The organism is Oribacterium sp. oral taxon 108 str. F0425 (assembly GCF_000214455.1).
GTDB classification, from domain to species: Bacteria; Bacillota; Clostridia; order Lachnospirales; family Lachnospiraceae; genus Oribacterium; species Oribacterium asaccharolyticum.
In genome coordinates this window covers 1088530-1108564 of the sequence record NZ_AFIH01000001.1, presented here as the reverse complement: position 1 = coordinate 1108564, position 20035 = coordinate 1088530, and the positions used below count along the sequence as shown (strand labels likewise).

Below are 20035 nucleotides of genomic sequence, written 5' to 3'. Positions count from 1 at the left end.
GCAAAATGCATTTTTACAAGCCTTACAAAATCAATAGTTTTTTCGTAAGATTCATCTTCTCATTCCCAAAAAAAGAAAAAAAAGCCAGATAAAGAGTAGCAAAACAGATAAGCCTACCGCTCCATAAAGCAATCTTTTTTCAAGAAACTCTCCTCTCTCCACAGGAAGCGCAAGGCGGAGAGAAAAGGCCGAAAAATTCACGGACAAAAGAGCCAGTGCCGCAACTGCCGGTCCCGCCTCTCCCTTTTTTAAAAAAGAATAAGCAAGACAAAATAAAAAAAGAAGGAGAGCCAATCCGGAAAGGATACAAGCCCCCACAGTCCCTCTAGCCAATTTTTTCGTATGTAGGAATATCTTTTTTCCTTCTCCAAATGATTTCCTCCCTACTTTCTTCTTATCTGAGATTCTTTTTTTCTCTTCTCTTACTTCTTCCCAACTGTACAAACAGAAAGCAAAGATACCCCAATGCAGTTCCGAGCGTATTTAAAATGATATCATCCACGTCACAGCTTCCCGCACGGAAAGCCAGCTGAAAAAACTCTACCGCAAAGGACAAAAGATATCCTGCCATAAGTGTATTGTACCAATATCTCCTGCATCTCCCCGAAAAGGAAGGCAGTAAGAACCCCAAAGGAACGAAGCCGATAATGTTACCGAAAAGATTCAAAAGAGCGTTCAACAAACCAATCTGTTTCCAATAAAACAGATATCTGTAAATTTCTCGAAAGGGATGCATATTATAACTGATATGATCCCTGTTCATAAGTCCTCTTCCATTCAGTTCGGAAAAGAATAGAATATAAAACAGGAGAAGGATATACAGTGCAAAAAACGCAACGCCAAACCACCTGTTTCTGGTCATTTCTTTAGCACGCATGATCACTACTTCCTAAAATGTCAAATCTTCTTTCCTTTTTAAGAGAATAGAGCCTTCTACAATAGACAATATCCCGGTGACAAGTCCTATTGTAATCAAAATCACCCCCATAGCGATTGATGCCGCTCCCGCATTTCGCATGACCTTATATATTCTTTCCATCTCTATTCCTCTTTCTTTCCCCCCTATAGTAGGAGACCAGATCCTTTATTTGAAAACCCATTTTGGTATAAAGCCGCATTGCCGCTCTATTTCGGGAATCCACCTGCAAAATCACCTTTTGATATACTCCGGCCTCTCCCCTGTCCAGGCAGTCACGAAGAATTTCTTCTCCTTTACCCTGTCCTCTGAATCTATTTTCTACCATAAGCCCGTAAAGGTAAAGCGTTTTTTCGTTATAGGGAGAAAAAAACACTTCTCCGTAAGGATAAACTCGTCGTTCTCCCGGAAAAGCAATCGGTCGTTCCAAAGTTTTTTCCAGAAAATACTCTGTATAGATATAAGGAAAATGCAGAAAATATTCATCCTTTTCTTTTCTCATCAGGCGAATCTTCTTACCACGAAAATCATCATAAAGGCATTCCATGCACATGGTAAAAAGTCCCTGTCCTCGCATGGAGGGATGTACAAAAGCCGTACAAAGCAAAATGTCCTGTCCTTCTTCCTGCTCTCCGAGTTTATATCCCATCAAAATAGCAAGATACTCTTCTTTGATTCCGCTTTCCTTTTTCTCTTCATTTCGAATGCTGTAAAAGAAATCATAGTCCAGACCGCTGTCATAGTTGGTTCCGTCTTCTCGATTACAGAGGAGAATCAGGTCTTGAAAGGCCTGCTTCTCCTCTGCTTCCAATTCCAGCTGAAGCAATACTTCCATTCTTTCTTCCTTACAGAGTAATTTTATCGAGATGCCAAATATCCCTTACATATTCCTCTATCGTTCTGTCGGAAGAGAACTTTCCGGCATGGGATGTGTTCAAAATTGCCGCTTTAGCCCACCAATCCCGATTTTGGAACTGCTTTACCGCTTCTTCCTGTGCCTTAATGTAAGAACGTAAATCTTTCAGGATAAAGTAGCGGTCAGCTACATCGGATTCTTTGGTGTTTAAGAGAGAATTATAAAGCGGTCTGAAGAGCTCCGGATCTTCCGGACTGTAGAAGCCGTTTACCAGCTGCATCAGGACTCTTCTGATTTCCTGATCATTGTTAAAAATATCCATCGGGTTATAACTTCGATTCTGCTCCAATTGAATCACTTCATCACTGCTCATACCGAAAATAAAGGCATTTTCCGCACCGACTTCCTTAACAATTTCCACATTTGCCCCATCCATCGTTCCAATGGTCAAGGCACCGTTTAACATCAGCTTCATATTGGAAGTTCCGGAAGCTTCCTTCGACGCAGTGGAAATCTGCTCGGAGAAATCTGCTGCCGGAATAATCACTTCTGCAGAAGAAACCTTATAATCCTCTACAAATACTACTTTAATCTTATCCCTGATAGAAGCATCGTTATTGATGACTTCCGCCACGTTATTGATTAACTTAATCGTGAGTTTTGCCGTCTTATAGCCTGCTGCCGCCTTCGCCCCAAAGATAAAGGTATGCGGATAAAAATCCTTCTCCGGGTGGTCTTTAATCTGGTTATAAAGGTACATGACATGCAGAATATTCATAAGCTGTCTCTTATACTCGTGGAGACGCTTCACCATGACATCAAAGATGGAATCCACATTGAGCTTGATGCCGTTATGTTCAAAGACATAGCGCGCAAGTCTTTCCTTATTATGTCGTTTAATCGCCATAAATTCCGCTTGTGCCTTTTTATCTTCAGCATAGACTGCAAGTTTCTCAATTTGGGGTAAATCCGTAATCCATTGATCTCCGATTTTATTTGTAACCCACTCGGCAAGCTCCGGATTCGCATGGAGCAGCCACCTTCTTTGGGTAATCCCGTTGGTCTTATTGGAGAATTTCTCGGGATACATTTCATAGAAATCCTTCAACTCCTGTTTTTCCAGGATTTCCGTATGTAGCGCTGCCACACCGTTTACCGCATGGCCTCCGATAATGGCAAGATGGGCCATCTTAACCTGACCGTCATAGATAATCGCCATTTTGGCAATCTTAGCCTCTGCCCGGTCAGGATATTTTCTTCTGACTTCCTCACAAAAACGACGATTGATTTCTTCTACAATCTGGTAAATACGGGGAAGGAGCTTCGAGAACAGCTCAATCGGCCATTTCTCCAAGGCCTCCGCCATAATGGTATGGTTCGTATAAGCACAGGTCTTGACCGTTATCTCCCAAGCTTCATCCCAGCTTAACTGATAATCATCCATTAAAACACGCATCAGTTCCGCTACTGCTACCGTGGGATGCGTGTCATTTAACTGGAAGGCAACCTTTTCGGGCAGGTTCCTGACATCTCCGTTATGTTTTCTGGCGTAATATTCTACTGCGGTCTGAACCGATGCGGAGATAAAGAAATACTGCTGACGAAGTCTCAATTCCTTCCCGGCATAATGATTGTCGTTCGGGTACAATACTTCCACAATATTCTTAGCCATATTGGCAGACTCTACCGCTTTTTGATAATTTCCCTTATCAAATTCGTCGAGACTGAAGGTTTCTTTCGCATTGGCATCCCAAACCCGAAGAGTGTCCACAATATGGTTATTGTAGCCAACCACAGGCGTATCATAAGGGATTGCCTCTACGGACTGATAGCCTTTCTGTATAAAACGAAGCCTTCCATCCGCCTCCTGTACGGTTTCTACCCAACCGCCGAAACGCACCTCCTTGGCAAGCTCGGCTCTGCGGATTTCAAAGGGATTTCCATCCTTTAACCAGTCATCCGCCACTTCCTTCTGGTAGCCGTCTACAATCTGCTGCTTGAAGAAGCCGTACTTATACCGAATTCCGCAACCGCAAGCCCAATAGCCAAGAGTTGCAAGACTGTCTAAAAAGCAGGCAGCCAACCTTCCGAGGCCTCCGTTACCAAGAGCCCAGTCCGGCTCGGCGTCTTCCAGGGCGGACAAATTCAAACCGAGCTCCTCAAGCACTTCCTTGATTTCTTCATGTGCGGAAAGATTCAGGATATTGTTCCCGAGTGCTCTTCCCATTAAAAACTCCATGGAAAGATAGTAGACCCTCTTCCGATCTTCCTCTTCCGCACGCTTGGTTGTGAGAATCCAGTCATCAATAATCTGATTCTGGATTGCCGCCGCTACTGCATGAAAAGCTTCTTTCTCATTTAATTCCGTAAGTTCTCGTCTGAAAAGCTTTCTGGCATTGTTTTCAATTTCTTTTTTCAACATGGCTTTATCAAACTTTTGCATTTTCCCTCCTTAGATTGTCCTCTACTCTTCGATCTATTTTTCTACGGAAAGGCTTAACTCTTCTCCATTGATATCCCAGTCCTTTACATAGCCCCTTAATTCTCCGAAACTAAGCGTATCTGCAAGAACAGTCTTGCAAAGCTCCTTCTCAAATTTCTGCATAAGAGCAATCAGCTTTTCATTGCCTTTTGCGGAAAGATGAATGCGATCCATAACCTCGAATCCGGCTTCCTTTCTCATGGTTTGTACCTTGGAAATAATTTCTCTTAAGAAGCCCTCTTCCTTCAGCTCTTCACTTAAGTTCGTATCCAGTACCACGGTGTACTTTCCGTCTTCTTCCGTGATAAAGCCATCCTTCTTCGTGGACTCAATCAATAAATCCTCTCTGGAAAGCTCTACTGCAGTACCGTCCTTAGCTGTAAAGCGGATAGCCCCTTCTTCAAGAGCTTTAATTCCCGTCTTACTGTCCAGTTCTGTCAGGTAAGTACGGATTTCCTGCAAATGCTTGCCGTACTTCGGTCCTACCGTCTTTAACTGCGGCTTAAAAATATAGGCGGTAAAGTCAGATAAATCTTCCTTAAACTCAATGGCCTTTAAGTTCAGCTCTTCCCGCACAATGCTCTCATACTGTTTTTCCAGTGCCTTTCCACCGGAAATATACATTATGGAGAGCGGCTGACGGTTCTTAACCTGCGCCTTTTCCCTCGCTGCTCTTCCAAGCTTTACAAGAGCCAGCACTTCGTCCATATTTTCCTCCAAATCCTTGATGATGTAAGCAGGATTCGAAACAGGATAGGCACAGAGATGTACCGACTTCGGTGCCGATGCATCCACGGAGCAAACAAGGTTACGATAGATGGACTCCGTAATAAAGGGGACAAGCGGTGCCGCAAGCTTTGCAAAGGTAACAAGTGTTTCATAAAGCGTCATGTAGGCGTTGACCTTATCCTCTTCCATGCCTTTTGCCCAGAAACGCTCTCTGGAACGTCTTACATACCAGTTGGAAAGCTCATCACAGAATTCCTCAAGGGCATTGGCCGCCTCAGGAATCTTAAACTGCGCTAAATTATTGTCTACCGTAGCAATCAAAGTATTCAGCTTACTGAGGAGCCACTTATCCATCGGAGATAGACTCTCGTAGTGTAAGCTGTATTTTGTCGGATCGAAGTCATCGATATTCGCATATAAAACAAAGAAAGCATAGCTATTCCAAAGGGTGGAAAGGAACTTTCTCTGTCCCTCCACCACAGCTCCGTCATGGAAACGGTTCGGAAGCCAGGGTGCGGAGTTCGTATAGAAGAACCAGCGAATCGCATCGGCACCGTGCTTCTGTAAAGCCTCCATCGGGTCTACGGCATTGCCCTTCGATTTACTCATCTTCTGCCCGTTTTCGTCCTGCACATGGCCGAGAACGAGAACATTTTCAAAAGGTGCCTTATGGAAAAGTAAGGTCGACTCCGCAAGTAAAGAGTAGAACCAACCTCTGGTCTGGTCTACCGCCTCACAGATAAACTGTGCCGGGAACTGAGACTCGAAGAGCTCCTTGTTTTCAAAGGGATAATGGTGCTGCGCGTAAGGCATGGCACCGCTATCAAACCAGCAGTCGATGACTTCCGGTACTCTCTTCATCTTCTTTCCGCAGTGCGGGCAGGAAAGGGTCAGCATATCCACGTAAGGCTTATGCAGTTCAATATGCTCATAGCCTACATGGTCGGAGGAATAGCCCTTATCCCCCTCCGCCTTCAGCTTATTTAAAACTTCCTGATAATTTTCCGCTCTTTCCCGTAATTCGGAGATGGAGCCTACTGCGTCCTGGTGTCCGCAGCCTTCGCACTCCCAGATATTTAACGGAGTTCCCCAGTAACGGTCACGGGAAAGACTCCAGTCCTGTACATTCTCAATCCAGTCGCCGAATCTTCCCTTTCCGATAGACTCCGGAATCCAGTTTACCGTATTGTTATTGGCTACCAATTCGTCCTTTACCGCAGACATCTTGATAAACCAGCTCTCTCTTGCATAGTAAATAAGAGGTGTTCCGCAACGCCAGCAGTGCGGATAGCTGTGCGTCATCTTCGGCGCATCAAAAAGCAGGCCTCTTTTATCCAGATCCTTTAAAACCTCGGGGTCGGCACTGATTGCGCCTTCCATAACTTCCTTCTCCGTCGGCTTACAACGCATACCGAAGAAAGGCGTTTCCTCCGTGAGTTTTCCTTCGCTGTCCACGAACTTCACGAGAGCGAGGTCATTCTCTCTTCCGATACGGCCGTCATCTTCACCGAAGGCAGGAGCGATATGCACGATACCGGTACCGTCATCTGCACTGACATAGTAGTCGGAAACTACAACGCAGGCTTTCTTATGCTGCTTCTCCGCTTCCTTCTCCGCACCGGCGTACAGAGGCTCATAGCTAAGACCCACAAGGTCTTTCCCCTTACAGGTTTCCAAAACGGAGTAGGCTTCTTCGCCCTCCTTCGCAAGACCGGAAAGTACAGCGTCAAGACGCGCTACGGCAAGGATATAGAGATTCCCGTCCGAAGCCTTGACCTTCGCATAGTCAAGATCCGGATGCACGCAAAGCGCTACATTGGAAGGAAGGGTCCATGGCGTGGTTGTCCATGCGAGGAAATAGCCCTCTTCACCCTTGATTTTAAAGCGTACTACAGCGGAACGCTCTGTAAGCTCCTTATACCCCTGCGCTACCTCATGGGAGGAAAGCGGGGTTCCGCAACGGGGACAGTAGGGCACAACCTTAAAGCCCTTGTACAAGAGCTTCTTCTTCCAAATCTCCTTTAAGGCCCACCACTCCGACTCGATAAAGTCGTCATGATAGGTTACATAAGGGTCTTCCATATCTGCCCAGAAGCCTACCTTGTAGGAGAAATCCTCCCACATGCCCTTGTACTTCCAAACATTTTTCTTACATAAATCAATGAAAGGCGCTACACCGTAAGCCTCAATCTGCTCTTTCCCGTTGATGCCGATTTCCTTCTCGATTTCCAACTCTACCGGAAGACCGTGAGTATCCCAACCGGCTTTTCTCGGAACCATATTTCCTTTCATGGCATGGTAACGGGGAATCATGTCCTTAAATGCTCTGGTCTCCACATGACCGATATGCGGTTTTCCGTTTGCGGTAGGAGGGCCGTCATAGAAAACATAAGACTGATCGCCCTTATGCTCCTCAATGGATTTTTTGAAAATATCTTCCCTTTTCCAAAACTCCTCGACTTCCCTCTCTCTTTCCACAAAATTCATATTGGTATCTACTTTTTTAAACATGATTCACTCCTTCATTCAGCATTATCCGTCCTATTATAATAATTCGGGAAAAAGAAAGCAAGAAATCCAAGCGCACAATCCACTGCAGAAAATACAGCAGTGTAGGAATACAGCAGTGTAGGAAAGATTGGCACTTCTCCGGACTGCCTATCTATACTCTTCCAAAAGCTTAATTTTCATCTCGTAGAGCTTATCCGATAAATCCACATGGACATTATGCGGATTTTTCAAACGCTTACACTCATCCCAGAGTCTGTCCAACTCTCTCTTTGCATGTTCGGTAATTTCCTCCACGCTCGGGCAAGTGTAAACAAGCTTTCCCCCTTCAAAAATAGGCTGAAGCAGAGGCTCCATCGTATAGCTACCGCCTTCCAGGGTGCTCTTCTTCCAGGTTTCCACCGGATCAAACAAAGTCAAATCCTCATCCGTGGAAAATTTCTCCTCCGCGAGGCAAATATAATCCGCAAAGACCTTTCCGCTCTCCTTTTGCACGATACGATAAACCTGCTTATCTCCCGGATTCGTAATCTTCTCGGAATTCTCGGAGAGCTTAATTTTCGGAATCCACTCTCCGTTCTCTCCCATAATTGCCGCAAGCTTATAGACTCCGCCGAAGCTGGGTTGATTTTCGGAGGTGATGAGCTTCGTGCCTACTCCCCAGGAATTGATTGTTGCTCCCTGCAATTTTAGGGAGCTGATTAAGTCTTCATCGAGATCATTGGACGCGGAAATCACGGCTTCCGTATATCCCGCCTCATCCAGCATCTTCTTCGCCTTCTTGGAAAGGTAAGCCAAGTCCCCCGAGTCCATCCGGATTCCGTAGCGCTTTAGTTTGATTCCCTCCGCCTTCAAGGTATCAAAGCAACGAATCGCATTTTTTACACCGCTCTTTAAGGTGTCATAAGTATCGACCAACAGAATACAACTTTCCGGATAAAGTCTTCCATAGGTGATAAAAGCCTCCAATTCCGTCGGGAAAGACATAATCCAGGAATGCGCATGCGTTCCCATAACCGGAACGCCGAATTTCTTTCCGGCAAAAACATTGGAAGTGCCTATGCATCCTGCAATAATCGCCGCCCTTGCCCCGTAAATTCCCGCATCAGGTCCCTGGGCCCTTCGAAGTCCGAATTCCATGACCGAGTCTCCCGCTGCGGCATGTACAACCCGGCTTGCCTTTGTCGCAATAAGGGACTGGTGATTAATGATATTCAGTAATGCACTTTCTATCAGTTGGGCTTCAATAACCGGTGCAATCACCTTTACAAGAGGTTCTCTCGGAAATACTGCCGTTCCTTCCGGAATGGCATAAATGTCTCCCGTAAAATGGAATCCTCGAAGGTAGTCAATAAAATCTTCGTCGAAAATCTTCAGGCTTCTTAAATAATCGATATCCTCTTCATTAAAGTTAAGATTTCGAATATATTCCACTACCTGCTCCAGACCACAGCAGATAGAGAAGCCGTTTCCACAAGGATTCTTTCGGTAATACATGTCGAAAATCACCCTATCCTGTGATTTTCCGCTCTTAAAATAACCCTGCATCATCGTCAGTTCATAAAAGTCCGTTAATAAGGTTAAATTTCTCATACTACTCCTTCTTCATTGGTAGCGGGAAAAGTATTCCGTACCTTTTTGTATAAAACCCAAAGGCAACTTAAGGTAATCACCCAAGTCACCGGATAACTGAAATAAAGCTGCTTTAGTCCGTGAAAGGCCGGAAGCGGAAAAAGCACTAAGACATAAAAAACCCTGGTACAACAGATTCCGATCAAACTGATAATCATCGGTTGAAAACTGTAGCCGAAACCTCTCAAGCCCCCCACCAGAACATCCATCAGACCAAAAAGGCAGTAGGGGCAAATAATAATAAACATTCTCTCCTGCGCATAACGCACCACCTCTTCCGAATTGGTAAAAAGCTCTGCCAGACTTTTAGAAAATAAAAGAACCAGGATATTACTGATTACAGCAATCATCCCCAGAGCCAAAACACAGTTCCTTAAGATGTCATTGATTCTCTTATACTGTTTTGCACCCAGATTTTGGCTGGTAAAAGAAAGCATTCCTTGTGACACGGAATTCATGGCAATGTAAACAAAACCTTCAATATTTCCTGCAACAGTGGCTCCCGCCATAGCCATGGAGCCGAAGGAGTTCAAAGCAGACTGAATACTCAAGTTGGAAATGGAAAAAAGCATTCCCTGCACGCCGGCGGGAATTCCCAGCTGAAAGATTCTATATAGTTTTTTCGGATAAATGCGAAGGTGATGTAACGGCAGCTTCAATGCTCCCTCTTCCTTTAAAAGAAGAACGAAGAGGACTATAGAAGAAAAGGCCTCGGAGATACTGGTTGCAATCGCCACGCCTCTTACCCCTAAACCAAGTTCTATTACAAAAAAAGATTCAAAAGAACATTGATCACTCCCGCTACAATTTGTGTGTAAAGAGGTCTTTTTGTATCTCCGACCGCCCGAAAAATAGCCGCAAGGAAATCATATAGAATCAAAAAAGGAACTCCAAAGAAATAATAGCGAAGATAAATCTCCGCATCCTGAAACACATCCTCGGGGATGGCAATCAGAATAAGCATAGGGCGTATAATGCAATTTCCCAGAAAGAAAACAAGAATTCCCGATACGATTGCCGCACAGAACGCCGTAGATAATACTTCTTCCGTGTCTTTCTGCTTTCCGGCACCGATGCTTTGCGCTATGCAAACATTGACCCCCATGGCAAGACCCAAAAAAAGATTCACCAGTAGATACACAACCGTTCCGGTAGAACCGACAGCCGCCATCGCCTTATGTCCGACAAAGCGCCCTACCACAATGACGTCCGCCGAATTAAAGAGAAGCTGCAACATCCCGGTGAGCATAAGAGGAAAGCTGAAACTCAAGATTTTAGGGAAAATACTTCCCTTCGTCATATCGATTTCATAGCTCTTTTTCATTTCTCCTCCATTTTTATAGATTCAAATTCTGTAAAGCTTCACAAAGCTCCCCGGCCTCATCTCCAATGAGAAGGTGAACTTCGTCCTTACTGGGACGTACAACGCCGGGAAAACCCGCCATACGAAGAGTATTCTCCTGAACCAGGGCATATTCTTTTATCTTGACTTTCAGCTTCTTTGCATCAAAACGTACTGACAGGATATTATCTTTGCCGCCGAGTCCTTCTATCAAAAGAGATACCAGCTTATGCAAGTCCTGTTTTTCCATACTGATATGATACCGGTCCTTTTCCTCAATATGATACTGTAAGGCTTCTTTCTGCCTTCTTTTCCGTATCACTCTTCTTATAAAAAGAAGGAATAGAAGCAGAAGTATAAACAGCGCAAGCAGTACAATTTCTTCTCTTCCGCCGCTAAGCTTCGAAAGTTTCTCCAGCATTTGATCGAGAAAAGGAATATTGGTCCTCCATTGCAAGAGGATAAGCATCGGTACAATAAAATCCAAAGTCATAATTCTCCAATCCTAAATTTTTTTAGATAATCGCCTGAGCAAAAAAAGAATGCCCGTTATCAAGAAGCTAACGCAAGTTTTGCAAACGATAGCTCTAAAATTCACATTCCGGCACTAATGGGTCCGGACTGTTGCCCCTCATATTGTTTCAGTTCTTCCACATACTTCTTTCCAAGCTCCGAAAGACGCATTTTTTTATGTTTGATGTACCCAATCCGCATACTCTCCTTGGTATCCAGGGGAATTGCAATATACTCCGGTCCGTTCAGTTCCTGGCAAATGATGCCAGAGCAAAGCGTGTAGCCGTTTAATCCTACCATCAGATTTAAAATGGTAGCACGATCATTGACCTTGATTAACTTTTTGTAGGAATAGGTGCTGAGTACCTCTTCCGCAAAGTAGAAGGAATTCCGCTCTCCCTGGTCAAAACTGCAACAGGGATAATCCATCAGGTCTTCCATCTGAATTAAATTTTTCTTGGCCAACGGATTCGATTTTGCCATAAAAACATAGATATTACAGGAGAAAAGAGGGACAAACTCCAACTCTCCCTCTCGTAAAATCTTTCCTATCACATTTTCATTAAAATCGTTTTGATAAATGATTCCCAGCTCACTGATTTGCTTGCGCACATTCTCTATGACATCGATGGTTCTTCCCTCAAAAATAGAGAATTCATAGAGATTGTCTTTTTCATACTGTCTCAGAAGATGGATAAATGCTTCCACGGCAAAGGTATAATGCTGCATGGAAACACCGAATTTCTGTTTATAAGGCGTTCCGGTCAAATACTTGTCTTCCATCAGCTGGTACTGCTCGGAAACCTGACGGGCATAGCCCAAAAATTCCTCTCCCTCCGGTGTTGCCACAATGCCTCTGTTGGAACGTGAAAATATGTCGATTCCCGTTTCCTTCTCAACCGTCTTGATCGTAGCACTCAAACTGGGCTGTGTAATATACAGCCGTTTTGCCGCCTCATTAATGGAGCCGGAATCGGCTACCGCAATAATCTGCCGAAGCTGCTGTAAAGTCATCGTTTTTCACCCACAACATAAGTAATCAATCCTGCCGGATCAATAAGAACCTGTTTTCCGCTAAGATAATGGTGTTGCATAAAATCCATGGTCTGCATCAATTTCAATTCTTCCCCATCATAATACTCCAGTACGGCATTCCTGTGAAAACCTGCATCTCCCTCATAAAGCAGTTCGGAAGTTTTCGAATCGTAAAGACTCATCTTCTTAAAAATAACAAAAGGATAGCCATTTCCGTTTTCCATGACAAGCTGACTCGGACTGTCAAAAACCGCACGGGCATCCGGATGTTCCATTAAAACCTTGATGTATCTTGCCGTTTTTTCATTTAACTCCTCTGTCGGTTTTCCTTTCAGAAGATAGGATCCGTTTCCTGAAAGTTTCCACCCGTCCGGAGTTTCCGTATTCGTAAGGACTGCTCCATCCTCTCCTACATAGAAGTTTCCGACCCATTGTTTCTCGGCCATTCCTCCGTCCGCATTCAGAAAATACCACTTTCCCTTCCAAGACGCCCAACCGGTCTGCATTTGTCCATCTACAATATAATACCAGCGACCGGAATCTTCCGACCGAATCCAGCCCGTATAATGCTCTTCTTCCGTAGAGGGATAATAATACCAACTGCCCTCACGATTCACCCAGCCTTCCGCAGCTTTTACGGAAACTCCCGATGCCAAAGAAAAAACGCCGATTGTAAAACAGAGCAGAAGAGCTGAAACAAAACCCTTGCCATGCTCTGCAAATCGATTCTTTTTCTCTATACCGTTTTGGTTTTTCTTATCTTTAAACACGCCTTAACCCTCCCATAAAAGTTTGTCCTATAGTATACCATAAAATCTCTCTTTTACCATCTTTCGTCTTCTTGTACTTTTTCTTTCATTTTGCTACGATATACGAGAAAACGAAGCGTATTGAAAGCATCTACATATCCATAAATCCTTCCGTCGGAACATCCGATTGGAATTCTAAAACAGAGACTCTATCAGCAGGAGGAAAGAACATGATTCAGATTGTAAAAGTGAAGGATTACGCTACTTTAAGCAAAAAGGCAGCCATGTACATTGCTGCGGAAATTGTCCAAAGAGAAAAGCCCGTGCTGGGGCTCGCTACCGGCTCTACCCCGGTGGGAACGTATCAGGTTTTGCGAGAAATGTACCAGGAAGGAAAGTTGGACTTTACTGCCGTTCGCTCCGTTAATCTGGATGAATACAGGGGTCTGGCTCCAGAGGATAGTCACAGCTATCGTTACTTTATGAATCAGGAACTGTTTCATCATGTCAATATTGCCAAGGAAAATACGCATGTACCGGACGGCAGTCTAAGCGATGCCCAAGAAGCCTGTGAGAGCTATGAAAGACTGATTCAAAGTCTCGGCGGGATTCATCTGCAGATTTTAGGTCTGGGACATGACGGCCACATCGGGTTCAATGAGCCGAGTGATTCTTTCCCCGCAAAAACACATTGCGTGCAGCTCACTGAAGAAACCATCTCAGCCAATCAACGTTTCTTTAATTCTAAGGATGAGGTACCGAGAGAAGCCTACACGATGGGAATCGGAACCATCATGCAAGCAGAGAAAATCCTTCTTTTGGTATCCGGCAGAGACAAAGCCGCTATTTTGAAAAAGGTTTTGGAAGGTCCGGTCAGTCCGGAAGTTCCGGCTTCCATCCTGCAATTCCACAAAAATGTTATTTTAATTGCAGACGAGGACGCTCTTTCCAAATGCAGTTCCGTTTAAATAGACGCTTATTCATGTCGAAAAAGAGCTGTGGCGACCGCCGCAGCTCTTTTTCGGAAATAGAAAGGAAGCATCGCCTAATAAATAGTGACTGAAATTTTGCTTTAAAGCACCTTTATTACAGGCCTTCTCGCTTCTTCTTGCTCTTATTATAACACGATTCCCATCCTTATCTAATTGGAGGATTTAAGAGACTCGATTGATTCAATTTATCTATTATACTATTTTTTAATATTTTTAAGTTTATCCGAAAGCTTTGCCATTTCCAACACTTTCCATAGAACAGTTTATTGGAAAACGAGATATCGCACGCTTTGCGCATGATACGCATTATGAGCAAGATACCTCAAGCCTCGCATGTGATGTCCGTTATGAACGTGATCCCGCACACTTCAAGAAAAGTACTCTTTAAGAATAAAAAAAGACTCCCGTGTGTGGAGTCTTAAGCAGGGCTACAAGGATTCGAACCTTGAAATGACGGAGTCAGAGTCCGTTGCCTTACCGTTTGGCGATAGCCCTATAGAATTGAGTCACCTAAAAAAGGCGACTCAGATATAGTACATAATGTCTTTAGAAATGTCAAGGATTTTCTGCATTTTCCTCAGAAGACTCTATAACTTTTTTCCCGATATCTCCTGCCGGACCCAAAGAATTCTCTTCCGTTACTTTTTCCTCCTCTTTCTCCGTTTCCTTTTCTATTTCTTTTTTCACTTCGATAGAAGATTCCTCCGTCTCGGAAAGCTTTTTTTCCGTTTCGCTCTTATGCTCTTCCTTCTTCTCCTCTGTCTCGGACTTGGAAGATTTCTCCTCTTTCTTAGTGGTTTTTTCTTCTTGCTTTTTATCCTTTTTTCGAACCGTTCCTCCACCCGTTCCTGCTTCTTCCGCATTTTCCAAAGGCTTCGTCACACCGGAAACTTCCGCAATATGGTCGCTTATTTTCTTTACCGTTGCAGAGGGATGATAATGTTCCTCTCCGTAAAGGAACTGATGAAGCTCGATGACATTGCTTTCCAATGTAGCCGGAATAACCACATCCATTTTCTTAATCTTCATCGTCGTTCTTGCAAAAGGAAAGCCTGTCGTTTCTCCAAGATGCAATCTTCCAAGCTGGGAAGCCAAATCTGTAAAATCCGCCATATTCATACTGGTGGATATTTCCGGTAAAACCTGTGTCGCTACGGATATCATCTTCACGGGCCCCGCCTTTTTGGCCTTTTCCATGGCAAGGCTCAGAACTTTTCTCTGCCGGGCCGTTCTGTTAAAATCCGTATCCATTAAGCGAAGTCTTCCATAGGCCACCGCCTGAATACCGTCCAAATGATTCATCCCCGCATGTTCCAAATGTACGGAAGGAATACCGGTGGATTCCACTGTTTCCGTAATAAAAGCATTGATATAGTAGAATTCGGCGTCGGACAAATCCAGGTCCACCCCTCCGAGTGCGGAAATCCCCTTTGCCACGGCAGCCCAGTTAAAACTTACATAATCATCAATGGAAATATCCAGATTCCGTTCCAAAGCTTTGATGGCCTGTTTATGCCCGCCTAAAAAATAGGCTTCATTCATCTTGTGGTATTTGCCGTTTCCGTCCACCTCCGAATAAGTATCGCGAAAAACGGAAGTCAGCTTGATTTCTCCGCTTCTTTTATTGATGCTCGCAAGCATGATGACATCCGATAACGCACCCGCTTCCTTATTTCCGTCGCGGCTATCCAATCCGAAGATTGCAATCGTACGATATTGTTTTCCGATGTAAGGAGAAAGAAAGCGCCAAAGGAAAAAAATGCCGACCAGTAACAGACAAAGAAAGAAGACACCCTTCAAAGGGTTCTTTCTCTTCCTCTTTCCTCCTCTTGCAGCTCGATACCCTTCCTCTTGTTTATCAGTCTCCTGCCCTCTGTATTCTCTCACATCGCGTTCTCTTCGCGTTTCACTTCTCCTAATCGGAATGTCCAAATTTGAAAAATCTTCTTTTTCTCTGCTAAAACTGCGACTCCTGGCTGTACGTCTTTTTCTACTATCCAATTTTTCCCCTCCAAACTGATTCTTTCTGCATTATAGCAAAGCTTCTCTTCTCGGGAAAGCCGCCTTAAGAATATCTACAAGTTTTTGCAAGGAATTCCTCGTGTTCTTCACTCTTGTTAACCGAGCCAGCGCACGTTCTGTGCACGATACTCGTTCAGAATGGAATACCGCACAATCCGCGAGCGGTATTCCATTCAAAAAAAGGAAATGGATAAGATTTTCCAATCTTATCCATTTCCTGTAAGTATCGCAGTATTTTCTACTATTGCATTAGCATTTCGGGCCGGCATTCTTTAAGCTCTTGCCAAGCTCGGTATTCTCATACTTCTTAAAGTTCTTTACAAATCTTCCTGCAAGATCCTTTGCCTTGTCTTCCCATTCCTTAACATCGCTGTAGGTATCTCTCGGATCCAGAATCTTCGGATCTACACCGGGAAGCGCTGTCGGAACTTCGAAATCAAAGAACGGAATGGTCTTGGTTTCCGCCTTTACAACATCACCGTTTAAGATGGCATCGATGATTCCTCTGGTATCCTTAATGGAAATTCTCTTTCCGGAACCGTTCCAACCGGTATTAACAAGGTATGCCTTTGCGCCGGTCTTCTTCATCTTCTTAACGAGCTCCTCAGCGTACTTTGTGGGAGGAAGCTCGAGGAATGCCTGTCCGAAGCAAGCGGAGAAGGTCGGAGTCGGCTCGGTAATGCCTCTCTCCGTTCCGGCAAGCTTTGCGGTAAAACCGGAAAGGAAGTAGTACTCTGTCTGTTCCGGAGTAAGGATGGAAATTGGAGGCAGTACTCCGAAAGCATCTGCAGAAAGGAAAATAACATTCTCTGCATCGGGAGCTGCGGAAATCGGACGTACAATCTTCTCAATATGATTAATCGGATAGGACACACGGGTATTCTCCGTTGTGCTTCCGTCCTTAAAATCAATTTTTCCGTTTGCATCTACCGTTACATTCTCAAGAAGCGCATCTCTTCTGATGGCATTGTAGATATCCGGCTCGGAATCCTTATCCAAGTCAATAACCTTCGCGTAGCATCCGCCTTCAAAGTTGAATACTCCGTTATCATCCCAACCATGCTCGTCATCACCGATTAAAAGTCTCTTCGGATCGGTGGAAAGGGTTGTCTTTCCTGTTCCGGAAAGGCCGAAGAAAATAGCGGTATGCTTTCCGTCCAAATCGGTATTGGCAGAGCAGTGCATGGAAGCAATGCCCTTAAGAGGCAGATAGTAGTTCATCATGGAGAACATACCCTTCTTCATTTCTCCGCCGTACCAGGTATTCAAGATAATCTGCTCCTTACTTGTGATATTGAACATTACGGCAGTCTCGGAGTGCAGTCCCAGTTCCTTATAGTTTTCTACCTTCGCCTTGGACGCATTGTATACGATAAAGTCCGGCTCAAAGTTCTCTAATTCCTCTTTGGACGGCTTAATGAACATATTGGTCACAAAGTGTGCCTGCCAAGCCACCTCCACGATGAAACGAACGGCCATTCTGGTGTCCTTGTTCGCACCGCAGAAAGCATCCACTACGAAAAGACGCTTATTGGAAAGTTCCTTCTTAGCGAGCTCTTTACAGCATGCCCATGCCTCTTCCGAAGCCGGGTGGTTATCATTCGGATATTCTTCACTGGTCCACCAAACGGTGTCCTTGGAATTTTTATCCATAACGATATATTTATCCTTGGGAGAACGTCCGGTATAAATTCCGGTCATGACATTTACAGCACCTAACTCACTGACTCTACCCTTCTCATATCCGACTAAAGACTCTGCAGTCTCCTCTTTAAACAGTGTTTCATAAGAGGGATTATGTACGATTTCCGTCGTTCCTGTAATGCCATACTTCGTCAAATCCAAATTTGCCATATTCTTCTCCTTCTTTCTTCGGCTGATGGAAAAAACTTCTCTTCCGCTCTCTTCTGTTTCTTTTTCCCAAAGAAAACCCCTACTGCTTTTAGGAAGCTTTTTCTTAATCCATACTGTTCCCAACGTTTTTTATTATACATACTTCTTTTGGAAAGTCACTTAGTTTTTTTTTCACAAACTATTTTTTCCGCTCTTTCCAAAAGAAGTAAGCTCTGTTTTAACGTAAGTTAAACTTATCAACCAAGTTATTCAACAGATTTGCCTGTGCCGACAATTCCTGAGAAGTTGCAGCACTCTCTTCAGCCGTTGCGGAGTTATCCTGCACAACAGCGGAAATCTCCTGGATTCCTTCGCTGAGCTTGTTGATTCCTTCCGACTCTTCCTCGGAAGCCTTGGAAATCTCCAAAATCAATTCGTTCACCTGGTTTGTACTGTCGGATACGGAATGCAGTGCTTCCGCAGTCTCTGCCGTGAATCTTGCACCCTTTTGTACCGCTCCGATGGTTTCTTCAATCAAAACGGAGGTATTTTGTGCCGCTTCCTGTGATTTCTTCGCCAGGTTTCCGACTTCATCCGCAACTACGGCAAAGCCCTTACCGGCCTCTCCGGCACGAGCGGCTTCGATAGCCGCATTCAAGGACAGAATATTGGTCTGGAAAGCAATGTCATCGATTGTCTTAATAATCTTGCTGATTTCTTTGGACTTCTCGGTGATTTCTTCCATAGCGCCCTGCATATCCGTCATCTTCTGGTTACTGGTTTCCACATGAGAACCGCTGAGTACTCCAAGCTCCTGTGCTTTCTCAGCCTGCTTTGCCGTATGATGAATCTGCTTGGAAATGTTGTCCATCGTTCCGGAAAGATCCGATACGGATGATGCCTGCTTGGTTGTTCCGTCCGCAATTCTTTGTGCCATGGAGCTAACCTGCCCTGCACTGCTGCTGACTTCGGAAGAAGAATTCCGTACATTTTTTAAGGTTGCATTCAGACTGCCCGAGATTTCCTGTAAAGAAATCAGAATCGGATGGAAATCCCCCTTATAGTTCTCATCTTCATGAATTTCCTGTCCAAAATCTCCCTGAGAGAATGCTCCCAGCTTGGAATGTAAATCCGATACCACATAATTTAAACGCTCTATAATCCGTTTAAAGCTCTGAATCAAACGACCGATTTCATCCTGATAGGGATAGCTGATATCGATGTTAAAGTTACCGTCCGCAATCTTATCACTCTCTTTCGCCAGTTTTCCAAGCGGTTTCAAGGAACGTCTGGTGGTAAAGAAAATCACAACCTGTAAGAGAACGAATATCACAAACTCTGCAAAAACAAGGGTATAGAGAAGTCTATTCTTTCCCGCATTATACACATCCAGACTCATCGCCGACTGCACATACCAGTCCGTATCATAAATGGTAAGCGGTGAGAAATAACGAACACGGTGACTATCCTTTACATGGAAGGTCTCACGATCTGCAAACCTGCTCTGGATATTGTTCTTAAAGTTGTCTTCTCCCACATATTCCGCGATGTTCTTCCCCACTGCTTCCGGGTTCGAACTGTAAACAAATTTTCCGTCTTGATTTACTACATCAAAGAAGGTCTTTGCGCCTTCTCCGGACTCATCCTGTCCAAGAGTTTTAAACATAGTCACATTTAAGTCAACTACAATCGCGCCCTTAAACTCATCCTTATACAGTACCGGTACTACCAAAACAAAAATGGTTTCTCCCGTGATGGAAGACACAAAAGGATCTACCACGTGGCTCTTCTTCTCCGCTGCCACCTTGGTATAGTATTCCTCCGCTCCGTTACCGTAGAACTTATAGTCCAGGAACTTGGAGAAACGCTTATTTTCATCTCCGTTGTCACGGCCTAAGTACATGGCATACTCCGGCACACCCTGCTGGAAACCGTTCGGTTCGAAAAATACACCGGCGCCCATGATATGTTCGTCATGACGAATCATTTCCCAGACAGAATCCAGAAGATAGTTTTCCTCATAGGAACGCTTCTCCGTAAGCAAAATCGAATCCTTTAAAACACTGGGAACGGAAGGTGTGCCATTATCCGTTTCCGTGTACATTTCCTCCAAATGATCCTGTATTGCCTTTGCGGTATTTTCCGCAAGTGTAATTGATTTCTTGGCTCTTTCTACGTTTAAGGATGTTGTGGAATATAAATAATCCGCATTAACCTTTTCAAAAGATTGTCCTGCCGCCGCAAGAATCAAGATATTCATCAGAACAAAAACCACCAACATGGAAACACAAAGAATTGCGGAAATTCTTCCCGCAAGGCTGATTTTCTTCCATGATCCCGCCTTCTTTACCACAGGCCTCTTTTCTTTCATTTTCTTTTCCATTTTTCCTCCTTGAGAATCAGTACTCCTTATTCTTTTATAGATA

The 20035-nt window shown here is 44.3% G+C and carries 14 protein-coding genes, 1 tRNA gene and 1 pseudogene; 1 reads left to right on the top strand and 15 read right to left on the bottom strand.

The window, feature by feature from the left end:
* Nucleotides 1–51: 51 nt before the first annotated feature.
* The 11 genes and pseudogenes from HMPREF9124_RS05260 to HMPREF9124_RS05210 all read right to left on the bottom strand — a co-directional run bounded on the left by HMPREF9124_RS05260 (nt 52) and on the right by HMPREF9124_RS05210 (nt 12783).
* Nucleotides 52–318: a hypothetical protein gene (locus HMPREF9124_RS05260; protein WP_009428533.1), complete on the bottom strand. Its 267-nt coding sequence runs from the start codon at nt 316–318 to the stop codon at nt 52–54.
* Nucleotides 319–394: 76 nt separating this feature from the next.
* On the bottom strand, nt 395–877 hold the full coding sequence (locus HMPREF9124_RS05255) for a VanZ family protein (RefSeq protein WP_009429788.1): 483 nt from the start codon (nt 875–877) through the stop codon (nt 395–397).
* 12 nt (nt 878–889) lie between these two features.
* Nucleotides 890–1039: a hypothetical protein gene (locus HMPREF9124_RS11975; protein ID WP_009429234.1), complete on the bottom strand. Its 150-nt coding sequence runs from the start codon at nt 1037–1039 to the stop codon at nt 890–892.
* Nucleotides 1023–1751 (bottom strand): GNAT family N-acetyltransferase, encoded by a 729-nt coding sequence (locus HMPREF9124_RS05245; protein ID WP_009429002.1) that lies wholly within the window; start codon nt 1749–1751, stop codon nt 1023–1025. The genes HMPREF9124_RS11975 and HMPREF9124_RS05245 overlap by 17 nt, the downstream gene beginning before the upstream one ends.
* 10 nt (nt 1752–1761) lie before the next feature.
* Complete coding sequence (locus tag HMPREF9124_RS05240; protein WP_009428364.1) at nt 1762–4215, bottom strand: glycogen/starch/alpha-glucan phosphorylase; 2454 nt, start codon at nt 4213–4215, stop codon at nt 1762–1764.
* 33 nt (nt 4216–4248) lie between these two features.
* Complete coding sequence (gene ileS, locus HMPREF9124_RS05235) at nt 4249–7494, bottom strand: isoleucine--tRNA ligase (protein WP_009429271.1); 3246 nt, start codon at nt 7492–7494, stop codon at nt 4249–4251.
* Between the two features lie 147 nt (nt 7495–7641).
* Nucleotides 7642–9084: a nicotinate phosphoribosyltransferase gene (locus HMPREF9124_RS05230; RefSeq protein ID WP_009427817.1), complete on the bottom strand. Its 1443-nt coding sequence runs from the start codon at nt 9082–9084 to the stop codon at nt 7642–7644.
* Nucleotides 9081–10447: pseudogene (locus HMPREF9124_RS12930) on the bottom strand (MATE family efflux transporter). Before HMPREF9124_RS12930 ends, HMPREF9124_RS05230 begins: the two are co-directional and overlap by 4 nt.
* Nucleotides 10448–10460: 13 nt before the next feature.
* Complete coding sequence (locus tag HMPREF9124_RS05220) at nt 10461–10958, bottom strand: hypothetical protein (RefSeq protein ID WP_009429920.1); 498 nt, start codon at nt 10956–10958, stop codon at nt 10461–10463.
* Nucleotides 10959–11059: 101 nt separating this feature from the next.
* Entirely contained in the window at nt 11060–11992 is a 933-nt protein-coding gene (locus HMPREF9124_RS05215; protein ID WP_009428013.1) for a LysR family transcriptional regulator, read from the bottom strand.
* Complete coding sequence (locus HMPREF9124_RS05210) at nt 11989–12783, bottom strand: cell wall-binding protein (protein WP_009428664.1); 795 nt, start codon at nt 12781–12783, stop codon at nt 11989–11991. Before HMPREF9124_RS05210 ends, HMPREF9124_RS05215 begins: the two co-directional genes overlap by 4 nt.
* Before the next feature lie 209 nt (nt 12784–12992).
* On the opposite strand from HMPREF9124_RS05210, the gene nagB reads away from it, so the two are divergent.
* Nucleotides 12993–13730 carry a glucosamine-6-phosphate deaminase gene (gene nagB, locus HMPREF9124_RS05205; RefSeq protein WP_009428906.1) on the top strand — a complete coding sequence of 246 codons (738 nt, stop codon included), beginning with the start codon at nt 12993–12995 and terminating at the stop codon, nt 13728–13730.
* Between the two features lie 447 nt (nt 13731–14177).
* Here the strand turns inward: nagB and HMPREF9124_RS05200 are convergent.
* The 4 genes from HMPREF9124_RS05200 to HMPREF9124_RS05180 form a co-directional block, all read right to left on the bottom strand.
* Nucleotides 14178–14249 (bottom strand) — tRNA-Gln (locus tag HMPREF9124_RS05200).
* 60 nt (nt 14250–14309) lie between these two features.
* Nucleotides 14310–15641 (bottom strand): LCP family protein, encoded by a 1332-nt coding sequence (locus HMPREF9124_RS05195; protein WP_009429517.1) that lies wholly within the window; start codon nt 15639–15641, stop codon nt 14310–14312.
* Between the two features lie 384 nt (nt 15642–16025).
* Nucleotides 16026–17630 (bottom strand): phosphoenolpyruvate carboxykinase (ATP), encoded by a 1605-nt coding sequence (gene pckA / locus HMPREF9124_RS05185; RefSeq protein WP_036598004.1) that lies wholly within the window; start codon nt 17628–17630, stop codon nt 16026–16028.
* Between the two features lie 217 nt (nt 17631–17847).
* Entirely contained in the window at nt 17848–19992 is a 2145-nt protein-coding gene (locus HMPREF9124_RS05180; protein WP_009428637.1) for a methyl-accepting chemotaxis protein, read from the bottom strand.
* Between the last annotated feature and the right edge of the window lie 43 nt (nt 19993–20035).